The following is a 15,865-nucleotide window of genomic DNA, read 5'->3' on the forward strand; positions in this document are numbered from 1 at the left end:
TGGGCGGTGCAGATCAGTTCGCTGCGGCAGCAGCCGGCTTGCCGGCGGCAACTGGGACACGGCGGAACATCAACATGACGCGGGTTCCGGAATGGGTGGGATCGCGCTCGACCGAAGCATCGAGCTTCGTGGCCATGGCTGCGACGATGCGCTGGCCCATACCGGTGGAGCGCGGATCGGCCTTGACGTTGTCGCCGACACCATCGTCGCTGATCGACAGCAGGAGATCGTCGCCCTGCGAGGTCAGCTCGACATGGATCGGGCCGGCGCCGTCAGGGTAGGCGTATTTCACCGCATTCATCACCAGCTCGTTGACGATGATGCCGACGGCGACCGCACGGTCCGGATCGATCTCGATCGGTTCGGCCTTCAGCGTCAGGCGCGACATCCGGTTGCCCTCGGCCGAGCGGCGCAAATCCTCGAGCAGCGAGTCCAGATACTGGTTCAGGACCACGCTCTTCAGGTCCTGCGAGGTGTAGAGGCGGCGGTGCACCTGCGCGACCGCGGCGACGCGGCCCATCGCATTGGTCAACGCAGCCTTGACCTCGTCCTGCGCAGCGGAGCTGGCCTGCAGATGCAGCAGGGAGGCGATGATCTGGAGCGAGTTGCCGACGCGGTGGTTGACCTCGCGCAGCAGCATTTCGCGTTCGGCGGCAAGGGCCGCGTAGCGGTCGCGTGAGGCATGGATCTCGGCTTCGGCTTCCTCGCGCGCCTTCTGCATTTCGGCCTGGCGCAGCGCGCCCTCGGCCGCGACGTGAAGCAGGGGGATGAAATCGCCCTTGACGTCCTTGACGAGATAATCGGCCGCGCCCGCCTTCAGCGCCGTCACCGCAATGCTGGAATCCTGCGAAGCGGTGACGAAGACCACCGGCGGCGCGCCCGGGATCGCCATGATCTGCTCCAGCGTCTCCAATCCGTCGAGGCCGGGCATGTACTGGTCGAGCGCCACGACGTCGATGCCGCGGTCAATGCTGTCCTGCGCGCCCGCGCGGCGGATGAGCTCGAGGCCTTCCTCGCCGCTTGCGGCGTGAACGACCTTGTAGCCGCGCCGTGTCAGGCCGCGATCGACCAGACGCGCAAGCGCCCCGTCGTCGTCGATGTAGAGCAGTGTGGGCATGCGCTGGTTCATGGGGCGGCGGGCGGGACCTGGATGACCGAGAAGAACAAGCCGAGCTGCCGGATGGCATTGGCGAAATTCTCGTAGTTCACGGGCTTGGTGATGTAGACATTGCAGCCGAGCTCGTAGCAGCGCTTGATTTCCTGGGAATCGTCGGTGGTGGTCAGCACCACGACGGGCGAGGCCTTCAGATATTTGTTCTCCTTGATCTGCTTGAGAATGTCGATCCCGGTCATGTCGGGAAGGTTGAGATCGAGCAGGATCAGGAGCGCATTACCTTTCTGCACGAGCCCGCTGCCGTCGGGCCCGAACAGGTATTTCATCGCGTCCGTGCCGTTGGCAAAGGAGATGATCTCGTTGTTGACGCCGGATCTTCGGATGTTCCGCTCGATCAGCCGCGCGTGCCCTTCGTCGTCCTCGATCATGATGATGCTGACGGGTTGAGTCATTGATCCGCGTTCCGGTTGCTGGTGTTCCAGGTGATGGGCAGCGTGATGGTGAAGGTACTGCCCGTATTCAGTTCCGATGATACCGACATGGTGCCGCCGAGGCGACGCACAAGTGCACGCACATGCGCAAGACCGATGCCCTGACCGGGCTTATCCTGGGTTCCGGCGCGGCGAAACAGGTCGAAGATCCGCTGGTGGTCCTTGGGGTCGATGCCGCGGCCGTTATCGCTGATCTCGAAGATTGCGTAGCCGAGCTTGGTGCGCCCGCGGATTCTGATCTCGCCGGGGACGCCGGGCTTGAGATATTTGATGGCGTTGTCGATCAGATTGGAGAAGATCTGCTCCAGCGCCAGGCGGTCGCTGACGAGATTGGGCAGGGGGGCGACTTGGATCTCCGCCTGCGCCTCGGCGGCCTGATGCGCCAGCGTCGATACGATCGCTTCGATCAGCTCGGCGGTGTCGATCTTTTCCGGCTGGAACTCGCGCCGGCCCTCGCGGGTGAGATTGAGGATCGCCGAGATCAGGCGATCCATTTTGGCGATCGACGACTTGATGAAGCCCAGCGCTTCGGAAAAATCCGCTGAGAGCTGCTTGTCGGGACCTTCGAGCGCGATCTCGCCGTCCGGCAGCGGCGGCCCGTCGGCCGGGACGTGGGTAAGGCCGCCGATACGGCGGAAAATGTCGCCGCCGAGCTCTTCGAGTTCGCTGGTGAAGCCCATGATGTTGACGAGTGGCGAGCGCAGATCGTGGCTGACGATATAGGCAAAGCGCTGGATCTCGTTGTTGGCTTCGCGCAGATCGGCCGTGCGTTCGTCGACCACGGCTTCCAGGTTGACGTTGGCATCGCGCAGGCGCGCCTCGGCATCGTCACGGGCGCCGGCCGAGCGCCGCACCAGCCAGATCGATATCAGCGCCAGCAGCACGACGAGGCCGGAGCCGATGCCGGTCATCGACGCGGCGAGGGTCTGGCTGCGATCCGAATTGACCGTTCGGAGCCGGAACAGCCGCTCCTCCTCCTGAATCATCCCTGTCGCGACATTGGCGATCACGGCTGTTGCGTCCGTGGAGGCGATCTCACGGACCAGCGCTGCGGCTTTCTCCGGCTCACCCCGCCGGATGAAATCCATCTCCTGCGCGAACTGCCCGAGCCGGGTCTCGATCGCCGCGCTCAGCTTCTCGATGCTTTGGCGTTGCGCCGGGTTGTCGCCGATCAGGCGCGTGAGCTTGTCGAGAGCGGGGATGACGGCCGCCACGGCCTTGTCATGCTCGACCTTGAAATCCGCCCCTTGTGTCAGAAGGTAGCCGCGGGCGGCGCTCTCGGCCCGCCGGATTTCCAGCAGGAGGGCGTTGATCTGGTTCTCCGCCTCGATGGTGTGAACCACCCATTTGCTGTCGTCTCTCGCCTTGTTGACGAGGTAGACGGAGCCGGCGCTGATCACGGTCAGCACCAGGAGTCCCGCTGCGAACAGCAGGATCTGCCAAAATGTACGCCGTCGCTGCGCGTCAGCGGTCACGACGGTCTCGCTCGATCAGGATTGCCGGACTTCAAAACGCCCCCTCGGAACTGTCCCCATCGTCCCAAACGCGATTGGGGCCAAAGGGTTCCATGCGGAGGGACGGCTACTTCGGGGCGGGTTCCGCCTTGCCGGCAAGATATTGTTCCAGCCAATGGATGTGGTAGTCGCCGTTGATGATGTCGTCTTCGCGCACCAGAGCGCGGAACAGCGGCAGCGTGGTCTCGATCCCCTCGACCACCATCTCGTCCAGCGCCCGGCGCAGCCGCATCAGGCACTCGCCGCGGGTCTTGCCGTGCACGATCAGCTTGCCGACCAGCGAGTCGTAATAAGGCGGGATCGTGTAGCCCTGATAGACGGCGGAATCGATCCGCACACCGAGCCCGCCGGGCGGGTGATATTGCGTGATGCGGCCGGGCGAAGGACGAAAGGTCTGCGGATTCTCGGCGTTGATGCGGCACTCGATCGCGTGGCCGATGACCTGGACCTCTTCCTGCCTCGCCGGCAGGTCGCCGCCGGCGGCGATGCGGATCTGCTCCAGCACGAGGTCGATGTCGGTGATGCTCTCGGTGACGGGATGCTCGACCTGGATGCGCGTGTTCATCTCGATGAAGTAGAACTCGCCGTCCTCGAACAGGAATTCGATGGTGCCGACGCCGAGATATTTCATCTCGCGCATCGCCTTGGCGCAGGTCTCGCCGATCTTGGCGCGTGCAGCCGCGGTCAGCACAGGCGAGGGGCCTTCCTCCCAAACCTTCTGGTGGCGTCGCTGCAGGGAGCAGTCGCGTTCGCCGAGATGAATCGCGCCGCCGCGGCCGTCGCCGAGGATCTGGATCTCGATGTGACGCGGCTTCTGCAGATACTTCTCGAGGTAGACGGAGGCATCGCCGAAAGCGGATTTGGCCTCGTTGGCAGCCGTCGACAGCGCGACCTGAAGATCGGCCTCGCTCTCGGCCACCTTCATGCCGCGGCCGCCGCCGCCCGCCGCGGCCTTGACCAGCACGGGGAAGCCGATCTTCCTGGCGATCGCCATCGCGTCGTCGTTGGGGCCGACCCCTCCGTCGGAGCCGGGCACCACGGGAATGCCGAGCTTCTTGGCAGTCCTCTTGGCCTCGATCTTGTCGCCCATCAGGCGGATGTGCTCGGCCTTCGGGCCGATGAAATGCAGATTATGCTCGGCGAGGATTTCGGCGAAGCGCGCGTTCTCCGACAGGAAGCCGTAGCCGGGATGCACGGCATCGGCGCCGGTGATCTCGCAGGCCGCGAGCAGCGCGGGCACGTTGAGATAGCTGTCCTTGGACGCCGGCGGCCCGATGCACACGCTCTCGTCCGACAGGCGCACATGCATGGCATCGGCGTCGGCGGTGGAATGCACGGCGACGGTCGCGATCCCGAGCTCCTTGCAGGCCCTGAGGATGCGAAGGGCGATCTCGCCGCGATTGGCTATGAGGATCTTGTCGAACATGGTGTCCTTATTGGACTGACGCGCGGAAAGCGGCGAGGGCGATGAGACCGCCCTCGAACGTCACTCAATGATCACGAGTGGCTCGCCGTACTCGACCGGCTGGCCGTCCTCGATCACGATCTGCGTCACCGTGCCGGCGCGCGGCGAGGGAATCTGGTTCATGGTCTTCATGGCTTCGATGATCAGCAGCGTCTGGCCGACCGAGACCTTGCTGCCAACCTCGATGAACGGCTTGGCGCCGGGCTCCGGCGCCCAATAGGCGGTGCCGACCATCGGCGAGGTCACGGCGCCGGGATGCTTCGACAGGTCGGCAGCGGCCGGCGCGGCGGCAGCTGCAGCCACCGGGAGCGCGGCGGGGGCAGCCGCCATCTGCATCGGCATGGTCGCGGCGACGCTGATGTTGCGGGCGACGCGCAGGCGCAGGCCGGCACGCTCGATCTCGATTTCAGTGAGGCTGGTCTCATCGAGCAGCAAGGCGAGCTCGCGGACGAGGGCGGAATCCTCGCTGGAAAACTTTGCGGCTGATTTGTCGTCTGGCTGGCGCGCCATGTTGTTTGATCCGAATGTTCTGTGTGAAGGGGGAGCGTCAGGCTTTGGGCTTGATGCCGAGCTTGGCGGCAAGGCCCTGGATGGCGAGGCGGTAGCCCTCGATGCCGAAACCGCAGAGCGAGGCGAAGGCCGCGCGCGCGGTGTAGGAGTGATGTCGGAAATTCTCGCGGGCGTGGATGTTGGTGACGTGCACCTCGACCGTCGGGATCTGCACCGCCAGCAGCGCGTCGTGCAGCGCGATCGATGTGTGCGAATAGCCGCCGGCATTGATGATGATGCCCTTCATCTTGCGGGCATGTGCCTCGTGGATGAAGTCGATCAGCTCGCCCTCGCGGTTGGACTGCCGGCAGTCCGCCTTGAGGCCGAACGTCGTTGCCGTCTCCCGGCACAGCGCCTCGACGTCGGCCAGCGACGCATGCCCGTACTTCTCGGGCTCGCGTGTCCCCAACATGTTGAGGTTCGGCCCGTTCAGGACAAGGATCGTATCGGTTGCTGGTTCGGCCATTCCAATCCCGCAAGAGGTGCTTCGGCGTGGCGGGGTTATAGGTAACAAAGCGCGTGAGGGGAAGCCTTGAAGGACCTCCGAGCTGGCTTCAGATGCCTCATCCGGGGTGCAAAAACCTGTGTGCAAGCTACGGAAATTGCTTGTTAACCAGTCCGAAGCATGGCTGCCGCAGCGCCAGAGGGGCTGGGTCTCCCGAGAGACCGAAAGCCCCCGCCGATTTCTCGGCGGGGGCTCGTGCGGACGGGTCGGTCAGCGGACCGGCTTACCCCTCGATGACGTACACGATCTCGCGCGTCTGCGGACGAACGATCACGTACTGGCCGTGCACGAAGATCACCTCGTAGCCGCGCCACTCCGGATAGATCTCGACGATCCGCGGCGGGAGCGGGTGGAAATGAACGCTGGCAGGGATCGTCGTGCCGACCGAGATGTTGAAGTTGACGTTGGTCGTTTCCTCGATCTTGGTCGACTTGATCGCGGATGTGATCTCGGTCCGCTTCTCGGGCGGCGGTGCAGAAGCGGTCGCGGAGGCCGTGCCGGTCGTGGTCTGAGACTTGGTATCGGCAGCCTTGTTGTCCGCACCCTTGGTCTGACTGTCTGCGCCCTTGGTCTGGGCGTTCATATTGCCGCTCTTGGTGTCAGTCTCCGTGCTCTTGGACTTGTCCGTCTGGGACTTGTCCATCGTGCTCTTCGACTTGTCCTGCGCTGCCTTGTCCTGCGCTGACTTGTCATGCATGGACTTGTCCTGCGCGGACTTATCCTGCGCGCCTTGGGCGTGCTCACCCTTCGCCGCGCCGGCCTTCTCGTCGGCCGCGTTCTTGTTCATCGCGCCGGACTTATCCATCCCGCCCGACGACTTCTCCTCGGCTGCACCGCCGGGCTTCATGGCGCCGCCAGTCTGGCCGACGGTGCCCTTCTCCTGAGCGGATTCACGGCCCATCGAGCCGCCGCGCTCGGCGGCGCCGGAAGGCTGCGAGTGCTGGGTCGGCTGCGCGCCAGCGCCGCCACCGCTGTCGCGGTTCATGGTGCCCTGTGCGTTTGCCAGACCGGTGCCGGCGACGAGCGCGAGCGCGGCGACCGAGATCATAAAGCGGTTAGACATTGAATTCTCCTCACGTGTTTCTCTGCGTCATTGCCCGCGCCGACAACGAAAGGAGGTATCAGGAGTTCCGGAACATTGGCGGTTCCGCGGCATTTGTTTGTTGAACGCCAGATGAACGCGCGCGCCAGATTTCGGCGCAATGAAAAGGCCGGCTTTTCAGCCGGCCTTTTGCGTTGGTGAGTTGTAGAGCAGATCGCTGATCAGCAAGTCGCCTTGTTAGCAGGTCGCTTTGCCGCAGCGGGCCACAGCGATCTTTTCCTTCAGGCTATCGACACCGACGGCGCCGACAACGATCTGCTTGCCGATCACGTAGCTGGGCGTGCCGTTCATGCCCATCGCTTCGGCGAGCTTGAAGTTCTCCTCGATGGTGCTGCGCACCTCGGCGCTGCCGATATCCTTCTCGATCTTCGCGACGTCGAGACCGGCTTCCTTGGCCGCCTGAAGCGCGCGCGCCTTGTCGGCCGCGCCACGGCCGCCGAGCAGCTTCTGATGGAAATCGAGATATTTCTTGCCGGAGGGATCCTGCATGCGCACGGCGACGGCGACCTGGGCTGCTTCGACCGAGCCCTGGCTCAGCACCGGAAACTCCTTCAGCACTACCTTCAGCTTCGGATCGGCTTTCATGAGGGTGAGCATGTCGTCCATCGCGCGCTTGCAGTAGCCGCAATTGTAGTCGAAGAACTCGACGAAGGTGACGTCGCCGTCCTTGTTGCCGAGCACGACCTGGCGCGGCGAGTTGAAGATCGCATCGGAATTCTGCGCAACGCTGGCCTCGTGTTTCTGCGTCTCGGCCGCGGCCTGGCGCTTGGTGAGCTCGGCCATCGCTTCCTCGAGCACCTCGGGATGGGTGACGAGATAGTTCTTGATGATCACCTCGATGTCCGTGCGCTGGGCATCGGAGAAGCTGTCGGCCGACGCGGGTGCGGCTGCGCCGAACATGGCGAGCGCAAACAGCGCGGGAGCAAGCAGGCGCAGCGAAGGCATAGGCAAATCCTCTTATCCAAAGCAGGTTTCGGAAAACGTCCCGGCAGACTTAAGCTCAGTGTCGTGACGTCGTTTCGTAAGGCGTCGTTTCTTAGGGCGTCGTGGCGTAAGCGTCGTCTTGTCAGGTCGTCTTGGTCTTGTCAGTTGCGCGGCGGTTTCGACGCCACGATGTCGTCGGCCTTGACCCATCCGGGCGTGCCGACGGCGAAACGGGTTTTCGCGCGCGTCGCAAGCTCGCGGGCGGTCTTGTTGTCGCCGCGCAGATAAGCGGCCTGCGCCGACGCCAGATCGGCCTCGGCATAGTCGCCCTTCCGGCCATAGGCCATCGCGAGCTGCATGTAGCCGAGAATGGCCTCCGGTTCCCGTGCGACCGCGGCCCGGAGAATCCGAACGGCGTCATCGGTGTAGGCCTTATTATCGGACCCAACCAGAGCCTGCCCAAGTAACATCTCGATGAGGGGCGCGTTGTTCGAAAGTGCGACGGCCTTGCGCAGGGCAGGGATCGCCTCGGCCGGCTTGCCGCCCTCCAGCAGGGCCTGGCCGCGCACCTCGTAAAAATACGCATTGTTGGGCTGGACCTGGATCAGCGCGTCGATCTGGGTGAGCGCGCTGCGCAAATCCCCGTGCAGATAGGTGCTGATGGCGCGGGCGTAGCGCGCCGGCATGCTGTCATTGGTCAGGGGATAGCGGCGATACACCGTCTCCGGCCGCTCCATGAAGGCGGAGATCTTGGCGCGCACCATGTCGTGGCGGAGCTGGAGCGCTGGATCGTCCTTCTTGTCCCAATAAGGGCTGGAGCTGGCGAACTCTTGCAAGGAAGCGACGCGCTCGGCCGGCATCGGGTGCGACTGGAGATAGGGATCGGCGCCTCGTGCGGCGAACAGGCTCTCGCTGGTGAAGCGCTTGAACGTCTCGTACATGCCCTTCGGCGACTGCTGGGTCGCAGTCAGGAATTTCACGCCCGCGCGGTCGGCGTTCTCCTCCTGCTGGCGCTGGTAAGACAGCAGCGTCCGGCGGATCATCTCCTGGGGACCGGCGAGGGCGGCGGCTCCTGCATTGGCAAGGCCATTGTTGCCGGCGCTGCCACTGCCGCGGGTGCTGCCTACGGCCATCGCGCCCGCGCCGAGCAGCATGGCGATGATCATCTGGGTCTGGGCATTGGCGAGCTGCTCGCGCAGCTTGGACAGATGGCCACCGGCCAGATGCCCGGTCTCGTGCGCGAGCACGCCGATGATCTGGTTCGGCGTCTCCGACTGGAGGATCGCACCGTAATTGACGAAGATGCGGCGGCCATCGGCGACGAACGCGTTGAACGAGCCCTCGTTGACGATCACCATCTGGATGTTCTGCTTTTCCAGACCGGCGGCGCGCAGGATCGGGCGCGTGTATTCGCGCAGCAGCTGCTCGGTCTCGGTGTCGCGCAGGACCGGCGGCCCCTTGGCCTGCGCATGCGCGGCCGAGAACGGCGTCAGCGCGATCGCAGCCGCCGCGACGAGGGAGGTGAGGGCGGTGGCCTTCTTGCGCAATGCGATCTGGAACAACATCAAGCGGTCTGGGTCAAACGGTCTTGTCAGCAGGCTTGTCAGGCATTCCTGGTCAAGCAGTTCAGTGATTGGTTTTGGCGATTGGCGGCGGACCGGATACGCGATATGCCCCTTTGAGCCGTACCCCTTATGAGCCGTACAATGCGGCCAGTCTGGGGCGCAAGCACCCCGTTTTTCCCGGGTCGGACGGATCGGCCCCGCCAGCGAATAGCAGAAATCGATGCACGATGCGACATTGAGGAACCGATTGGGAGAGTGGCTTGCGCCCTCTCGCCGCGGCGATGTTCCCCCGTTCATGGTGATGGACGTGATGGCCGCGGCGGCCCGGATCGAGGCGGCCGGAGGCCATGTGATCCACATGGAGGTTGGCCAGCCCGCCGCCGGCGCGCCGAAGACTGCGATTGCGGCCGCCCATGCGGCGCTCGAGGCGGGGCGGATTGATTATACTTCCGCACTCGGCATCCCCTCCTTGCGCGCGCGCATCGCGCGGCATTATCGCGATGCCTATGGCTGTGACGTCAGCCCCGAGCGGATCGTGGTGACCACCGGCTCCTCCGGCGGGTTCATTCTGGCATTCCTCGCGATGTTCGAGCCGGGCGACCGCGTTGCCGTAACGGTGCCGGGTTATCCGCCGTACCGTCATATCCTCACCGCGCTCGGTTGCGAGCCGGTGCTGATCGAGACCACGAACGAGACGCGCCATGCGTTGACCGGCGAGGCGCTGCTGGCCGCCCATCGCAAGGCGCCGCTGAAGGGCGTGCTGGTCGGCAGCCCCGCCAATCCAACCGGGACCATGATGTCCCGCGAGGCGCTCGCCGGTCTGATCGCGGCGGCGGAAGACGCGGGCATCCGTTTCATCTCGGACGAGATCTATCATGGGCTCGATTACGCGTTTCCCGCGGTGACGGCTGCGGCGCTGTCGGACCACGCGCTCGTGATCAACTCGTTCTCGAAGTATTTTTGCATGACGGGCTGGCGCGTCGGCTGGATGGTCGTGCCCGAGATTCTGGTGCGGCCGATCGAGCGGCTGCAGCAGAACCTGTCGATCTCGGTGCCATCGCTGTCGCAGATCGCAGCCGAAGCGGCCTTCGACGGCGCGGCCGAGATGGAGGAGATCAAGCACGGCTATCAGGAAAACCGGCGCATCCTGATCGAGGGATTGCCCAAGGCCGGCCTGACCAGGTTTCTGCCGGCCGACGGTGCATTCTATCTCTATGCGGACGTCTCGGATTTCACCTCCGACAGTTTCGAGTTCGCCAAGCAGATGCTCGAACAGGCCCATGTCGCGGTCACGCCGGGGCTCGACTTCGATCCCATCCATGGTCGTTCATTCATAAGGCTCTCTTACGCGCGTTCGGCTGCGGAGATGCGGGAAGCAGTTGACCGGATCGCCCACTGGCTTAAATAGCCGCCAGTTTTCGACAGCCTTCTGGAGTGCAACTTGTCTGACCGTTCCGTCCCGTCTACCGCCACGCATTCTCCTCTCGCCGCATTGATGTGGCCGATCCGGCCGGGTGAAACCGTCGGCGCCTTGCGCGCCGTCGTGCTGATAGCGCTCGGCACCGCCTTGATGGCGCTGTCAGCCAAGGTGAACCTGCCACTGCCTTACGTGCCCATGACATTGCAGACGCTGGTCGTGTTGATGATCGGCGCCGCCTATGGCTGGCGGCTTGGCAGCGCAACCATGATCGCCTACCTCGCCGAGGGCGCAATGGGCCTGCCGGTGTTCGCCGGTCCCGTTGGTGGAATCGCACCGTTGGTCGGCCCGACCGCAGGCTATCTGTTCGGCTTCATTGGCGCCGCGTTCGTCACCGGCTGGCTCGCCGAGCGCGGCTGGGATCGCAGCGTAATGCTGCTGTTTGCGGCCATGGCCGTCGGCCACATCCTCATTCTGGCCGCGGGCTTTGGCTGGCTGGCCTTCGGTCTCGGCCTCGGCGCCGCAAAGGCGTGGCAGGTCGGCCTGATGCCGTTCGTTGCGGCCTCGCTGGTCAAGAACGCGCTGGGCGCGACGTTGATGCCGGCGATACGCCGGGTGGTCGACCGCGGGTAAAGCGCGCAATATCGAGCAGTTCCGATTGACAGGGCCGGCCAAGTTGATCTTGGCTGGCCTGGCGTTTTGAGGGGGAGTGAAACAATGACGACGACAACGATGGTGGGGGCGCCGGTCGCGCCGCCCGCCGCCAAGCCGTGGTACAAGGTACTTTATATCCAGGTGCTGATCGCGATCGTGCTTGGCGCCATCGTCGGCTGGCTCTGGCCGTCAGTCGCCACCAACGAGTGGATCAAGGCACTCGGCGACGGCTTCATCAAGCTGATCAAGATGGTGATCGCGCCGATCATCTTCTGCACCGTTGTCTCGGGCATTGCCCATATCCAGGACGCCAAGAAGGTCGGCCGCATCGGCGTCAAGGCGCTGGTCTATTTCGAGATCGTCTCGACCTTCGCACTGGTGATCGGACTCATCATCGGCAATCTGGTGAAGCCGGGTGCGGGCTTCGGCGGCGCCGCCGCCAATGCGCAGGCCGTCGCCAACTACGCCAAGCAGGCCGAAGGCCAGAAGTCGGTCGACTTTGTGCTGCACATCATTCCGGACACCGTCGTCGGCGCCTTCGCGCAAGGCGAGATCCTGCAGGTGCTGCTGTTCTCGGTGCTGTTCGGCTTCGCCATCATGGGGCTCGGCGAACGCGGCCACACCATCCGCAGCTTCATCGACGACGCCGCGCATGCGGTGTTCGGCGTCATCTCCATCGTGATGCGCGCAGCCCCGATCGGCGCCTTCGGCGCGATGGCCTACACCATCGGCAAGTTCGGCACCGGGGCGATCCTCAACCTCGTCGGCCTGATCGCGACGTTCTACGTGACCGCGGCGCTGTTCGTGTTCGTCGTGCTCGGAACCATCGCGCGCTTCGCCGGCTTCTCCATCTTCAAGTTCCTCGCCTACATCAAGGACGAGCTGCTGATCGTGCTCGGCACCTCGTCCTCGGAAAGCGCGTTGCCGTCCTTGATGGAAAAGCTCGAGCGCCTCGGCTGCTCCAAGTCGGTGGTCGGCCTCGTGGTGCCCACGGGCTATTCGTTCAATCTTGACGGCACCAACATCTACATGACGCTGGCGACCCTGTTCATCGCGCAGGCGCTGGGCTTCGATCTCACCTTCGGCCAGCAGCTCACCATCCTGGTGGTGGCGATGCTGACCTCGAAGGGTGCCTCCGGCATCACGGGCGCGGGCTTCATCACGCTGGCGGCGACGCTCGCCGTGGTCGATCCGCGCCTCGTGCCGGGCATGGCGATCGTGCTCGGCATCGACAAGTTCATGAGCGAGTGCCGCGCGCTAACCAATCTGTGCGGCAACGGCGTTGCCTGCGTGGTCGTCGCCTGGTGGGAGGGCGAACTCGATCGCGACAAGCTCAACGCCAACCTCGCCAGGCAGATCGATCCGACCGATATGGAAACGGCGGTCACGACGGACTGATCTGCATTTGGCGGTGCCGAGCGCCGTCAGATCTTGAAGTAATAGGGCTGGTCGAGATCCTCGATCAGCCCTTTTTCTTTGGGCGACCAGCCGAGAGCGGCACGCGTCTTCGCGCTCGAGGTCGGAACGTCGGCGGCCGCGAACTGTGCGAACCAGCCGAAATGCGCGGCCGCTTCCTCGGGCGATTGGGACACCACGGGCACGCCGAGCCGTCGGCCGATCACCTCCGCAATCGCCTTGAACGGCACGCCTTCCTCGGTGATCGCGTGATAGTGCTTCGCGGTTACGCCTTGCTCCAGCGCCAGCCGGTAGACGCGCGCGGCATCGACGCGGTGCGCGGCGGGCCAGCGGTTGCCGCCATCGCCGACATAGGCCGATACGCCTTTCTGGCGCGCGAGGTTGATCAGGATCGGGACGAAGCCGTGGTCGCCCTCGCCATGCGTGGAGGGCGGAAGGCGCACAACGGCGGCGCGGACGCCGGCCAGCGACAGCGCGGTCGCTTCCGACACGCGCGGAAAGCGCTGCGCCGAACACATCGTCCTCGGTGGCGAGGCGGCCGGGCGCAAGCAGCGCGACGCCGGAGGTGACGATGAGGGGGCGACCGGAGCCCTTGAGCTCCTCGCCGATCGCCAGGATCGCGCGGCGGTCGAGCTCGCAATTTTCCAGAAACTTCGAAAAGTCGTGGTTGAAACCGAGGTGCAGGACGCCGTCGGAGGCGGCCGCGCCGCTGCGCAACGAGGCGTGATCCTCTAGCGACCCGCGGTGGACATCGGCACCCATCGCGGCGAGCGCCGCGGCTCCCGCGTCGGAGCGGGCGAGGCCCGCGACCCGGTGGCCGGCGGCGATCAGGTCGCGGACGACGGCGGAGCCGACGAAGCCGGTGGCGCCAGTGACGAAAACACGCATGAGCATTCTCCAGGGATCAAGCAAGGATTGGTGGAGACGACGATCTGCGCTAGAATTATCCGGGTAAAGTAGTGACATTATCGGGGTATAATAGCTAACAGGATGAGCGAGACAGCTTCAGCCGAAAACCTGCTCGGGACCTACCTCAAGGACCGCCGCACCCGGCTCGACGCGGCCGCGTTCGGCTTCGCGGGTCGCCGCAGGCGTACGCCGGGACTCCGCCGCGAGGAGGTGGCGCAGCGCGCCAATATCAGCCCGACCTGGTACACTTGGCTCGAGCAGGGCCGCGGCGGCGCGCCATCGCCCGATGTGCTCGACCGCATCGCGCGTGCGCTGATGCTGACCGATGTCGAGCGTGAGCACCTGTTCCTGATCGGGCTCGGCCGCCCGCCCGAGGTGCGCTACCAGGCGAGCGAAGGCGTCTCGCCGCGCCTGCAGCGCGTGCTCGACGCGCTGGAGACCAGCCCGGCGATCATCAGAACTGCAATCTGGGACGTCGTTGCCTGGAATCGCGCGGCGACCATCGTGCTGACCGATTACGCCAAGCTCGCGCCGGAGCGACGCAACATCTTGCGGTTGATCTTCTGCGAGCCGCGGGTGCGCGCCGCGCAACATGACTGGGACAGTGTGGCCCGCTTCGTGGTCGCCGCCTTCAGGGCGGATGCAGCGCGGGCCGGGGCCGTCTCGCATGTCGCCGACTTCGTCGATGAGCTCTGCCGCCTTAGCCCCGAATTCGCGTCGCTATGGCGCGACAACGACGTCCGCGCCCATGGCGAAGGCGTCAAGCATCTGCGCCACCCCGTGCTCGGTCCGATCGCGTTCGAATATTCGGCCTTTGCCGTAGATGGTAGGCCAGATCTCGGCATGGTCGTCTACAATCCGGCGACGCCTGATGATGCCGAACGCATCAGGACGCTTCTCGCCGAGCGCGCTGGCTGACGGAATTTGCGAACTCGCGCGTTCAACCTGCATCGGGCGACGCGCGCGCGGTGCTTGCCGTCAACCCTGGGAATTAGAATCGCTCCGGCCGGTACGGCGTCGGATCAATCATAGGCGTTTCGCCGCTCATCATCTCGGCGAGCAAGCGCCCGGTCGCGGGTCCCAGCGTAAAGCCCTGGTGGCCGTGGCCGAAGTTCATCCAGAGGCCGGGATGGCGTGGGGCAGGGCCGAGCACCGGCAGCATGTCGGGCGTGCAGGGGCGGGTGCCGAACCATGGGTCAGGCTCGACGCGCTTGCCGAGGTCGATCAGCTCGCGCGCGGAGGCTTCCGCGCTGGCAAGCTGCACGGGCGTTGCGAGCGCGTCCAGGCCGGTCAATTCCGCGCCGGTGGTGATGCGGATGCCTTTGGCCATCGGACCCATGGCGTAGCCACCGGCCTTGTCGACCAGAGGCAGATCGAGCGAGGCGCCACCGCTGTAATGCATGTGGTAGCCGCGCTTGCGCACCAGCGGGATGCGATAGCCGAATTTGAGCAGGAGATCGGGCGACCACGGCCCGAGCGTAACGACGGCGTGGGCGGCGTCGATGTGTCCAACGTCGGTCCCGACCGACCAGCCGGTCGCGGTTTGCCGCAAGCTCTGGGCATCGCCAAGCACGATGCTGCCGCCGAGTCGCTCGAACAGATCGGCATAGGCCGTGACCAGCGCGCCGGGATCGGACACGGTCCAGGTGTCGAGCCAATGGATCGCGCCGGGGAGGTCGTCGCGCAGGACAGGTTCGGCCTTGGCGAGCTCGGCGCCCGAGAGCGCACGAAACCTCACGCCGAATTCGCGCTGGTCCTCTTCCGCCGCCTTGACGGCGAGATCGAACGAAGCTGCGTCGCGATGCAGGTGCCGGTATCCCGCGCGGCGGATCAGATTGTCGGCGTGGGCTTCGCGAATGAGAATGTCGTGCTCCGCCGTCGCGTAGGCGATCAGCCGCGCCCAGGCGTCGATCGCCTCGCGATGCCGCTTCGGCGCCGAATGCCACCAATAGCGGAGCAGGGGCTCGATATGGAGATGAAGCGATGACAGGCTGTAACGCACGTCGTTGGTGCGTCCGGTCGCGATCTTCAGGAGCGTGGCGAGGTCGCGCGGCATCGGATAGGGGCGCACCGCTTCCGCCTGGATCATGCCGGCATTGCCGTAGCTGGTCTCGCGGCCCGGCTCCCTGCGGTCGATCAGCGTGACGGACCAGCCGCGCTGCTGGAGGTGCAGCGCCGCGCTGACGCCGATCATGCCGCCGCCGAGGACGATCACGCTTTGCATCGAACTGACCTCGCAA

At 65.0% G+C, this 15,865-nt stretch carries 15 protein-coding genes and 1 pseudogene; 5 read left to right on the forward strand and 11 right to left on the reverse strand.

Annotated features, from left to right (window positions below; translation table 11 throughout):
• Positions 1 to 13: 13 nt before the first annotated feature.
• From N551_RS0128505 to N551_RS0128545, 9 genes are all read right to left on the reverse strand, one after another.
• A complete protein-coding gene (locus N551_RS0128505; RefSeq protein ID WP_027569824.1) occupies positions 14 to 1,129 on the reverse strand; it encodes a sensor histidine kinase in 1,116 nt (371 codons plus the stop codon).
• Positions 1,126 to 1,566: a response regulator gene (locus N551_RS0128510; RefSeq protein WP_027569825.1), complete on the reverse strand. Its 441-nt coding sequence runs from the start codon at positions 1,564 to 1,566 to the stop codon at positions 1,126 to 1,128. Before N551_RS0128510 ends, N551_RS0128505 begins: the two co-directional genes overlap by 4 nt.
• Positions 1,563 to 3,080, reverse strand: a complete 1,518-nt coding sequence (locus tag N551_RS0128515) for an ATP-binding protein (RefSeq protein ID WP_027569826.1) — start codon at positions 3,078 to 3,080, stop codon at positions 1,563 to 1,565. Before N551_RS0128515 ends, N551_RS0128510 begins: the two co-directional genes overlap by 4 nt.
• Before the next feature lie 106 nt (positions 3,081 to 3,186).
• The gene (gene accC, locus N551_RS0128520; protein WP_007609734.1) at positions 3,187 to 4,545 is read right to left on the reverse strand and encodes an acetyl-CoA carboxylase biotin carboxylase subunit; all 1,359 of its coding nucleotides are present in this window, start codon (positions 4,543 to 4,545) and stop codon (positions 3,187 to 3,189) included.
• Between the two features lie 60 nt (positions 4,546 to 4,605).
• On the reverse strand, positions 4,606 to 5,094 hold the full coding sequence (accB, locus tag N551_RS0128525; protein ID WP_027569827.1) for an acetyl-CoA carboxylase biotin carboxyl carrier protein: 489 nt from the start codon (positions 5,092 to 5,094) through the stop codon (positions 4,606 to 4,608).
• Positions 5,095 to 5,131: 37 nt separating this feature from the next.
• On the reverse strand, positions 5,132 to 5,599 hold the full coding sequence (gene aroQ, locus N551_RS0128530) for a type II 3-dehydroquinate dehydratase (RefSeq protein ID WP_027569828.1): 468 nt from the start codon (positions 5,597 to 5,599) through the stop codon (positions 5,132 to 5,134).
• A 262-nt stretch (positions 5,600 to 5,861) separates the two neighbouring features.
• On the reverse strand, positions 5,862 to 6,701 hold the full coding sequence (locus N551_RS0128535) for a DUF1236 domain-containing protein (protein ID WP_027569829.1): 840 nt from the start codon (positions 6,699 to 6,701) through the stop codon (positions 5,862 to 5,864).
• Between the two features lie 216 nt (positions 6,702 to 6,917).
• Positions 6,918 to 7,685, reverse strand: coding sequence for a DsbA family protein (locus N551_RS0128540; protein WP_027517690.1), 768 nt, complete (start codon positions 7,683 to 7,685; stop codon positions 6,918 to 6,920).
• A gap of 140 nt (positions 7,686 to 7,825) precedes the next feature.
• The gene (locus N551_RS0128545; protein ID WP_027569830.1) at positions 7,826 to 9,229 is read right to left on the reverse strand and encodes a M48 family metalloprotease; all 1,404 of its coding nucleotides are present in this window, start codon (positions 9,227 to 9,229) and stop codon (positions 7,826 to 7,828) included.
• Positions 9,230 to 9,449: 220 nt separating this feature from the next.
• Between N551_RS0128545 and N551_RS0128550 the strand changes: the two genes are divergently transcribed.
• From N551_RS0128550 to N551_RS0128560, 3 genes are all read left to right on the forward strand, one after another.
• Entirely contained in the window at positions 9,450 to 10,637 is a 1,188-nt protein-coding gene (locus tag N551_RS0128550; protein ID WP_027569831.1) for a pyridoxal phosphate-dependent aminotransferase, read from the forward strand.
• Between the two features lie 87 nt (positions 10,638 to 10,724).
• Positions 10,725 to 11,279 carry a biotin transporter BioY gene (locus N551_RS0128555; protein ID WP_027569832.1) on the forward strand — a complete coding sequence of 185 codons (555 nt, stop codon included), beginning with the start codon at positions 10,725 to 10,727 and terminating at the stop codon, positions 11,277 to 11,279.
• An 84-nt stretch (positions 11,280 to 11,363) separates the two neighbouring features.
• Complete coding sequence (locus tag N551_RS0128560) at positions 11,364 to 12,698, forward strand: dicarboxylate/amino acid:cation symporter (RefSeq protein WP_027569833.1); 1,335 nt, start codon at positions 11,364 to 11,366, stop codon at positions 12,696 to 12,698.
• A gap of 26 nt (positions 12,699 to 12,724) precedes the next feature.
• On the opposite strand, the pseudogene N551_RS36370 reads toward N551_RS0128560, so the two are convergent.
• Positions 12,725 to 13,547: pseudogene (locus N551_RS36370) on the reverse strand (SDR family oxidoreductase).
• On the opposite strand from N551_RS36370, the gene N551_RS39490 reads away from it, so the two are divergent.
• Together N551_RS39490 and N551_RS0128570 are read left to right on the forward strand one after the other, a co-directional pair.
• Positions 13,461 to 13,676 carry a hypothetical protein gene (locus N551_RS39490; protein WP_245287876.1) on the forward strand — a complete coding sequence of 72 codons (216 nt, stop codon included), beginning with the start codon at positions 13,461 to 13,463 and terminating at the stop codon, positions 13,674 to 13,676. The pseudogene N551_RS36370 and the gene N551_RS39490 overlap by 87 nt on opposite strands.
• A 30-nt stretch (positions 13,677 to 13,706) precedes the next feature.
• Positions 13,707 to 14,543 (forward strand): helix-turn-helix transcriptional regulator, encoded by an 837-nt coding sequence (locus N551_RS0128570; RefSeq protein WP_027569834.1) that lies wholly within the window; start codon positions 13,707 to 13,709, stop codon positions 14,541 to 14,543.
• A 73-nt stretch (positions 14,544 to 14,616) separates the two neighbouring features.
• On the opposite strand, the gene N551_RS0128575 is transcribed toward N551_RS0128570, so the two are convergent.
• A complete protein-coding gene (locus tag N551_RS0128575) occupies positions 14,617 to 15,849 on the reverse strand; it encodes an FAD-binding oxidoreductase (RefSeq protein ID WP_027569835.1) in 1,233 nt (410 codons plus the stop codon).
• Positions 15,850 to 15,865 lie beyond the last annotated feature (16 nt).

Origin of the sequence: Bradyrhizobium sp. URHA0013, from assembly GCF_000518345.1 — a bacterium.
In the GTDB taxonomy this organism is placed as follows: domain Bacteria; phylum Pseudomonadota; class Alphaproteobacteria; order Rhizobiales; family Xanthobacteraceae; genus Bradyrhizobium.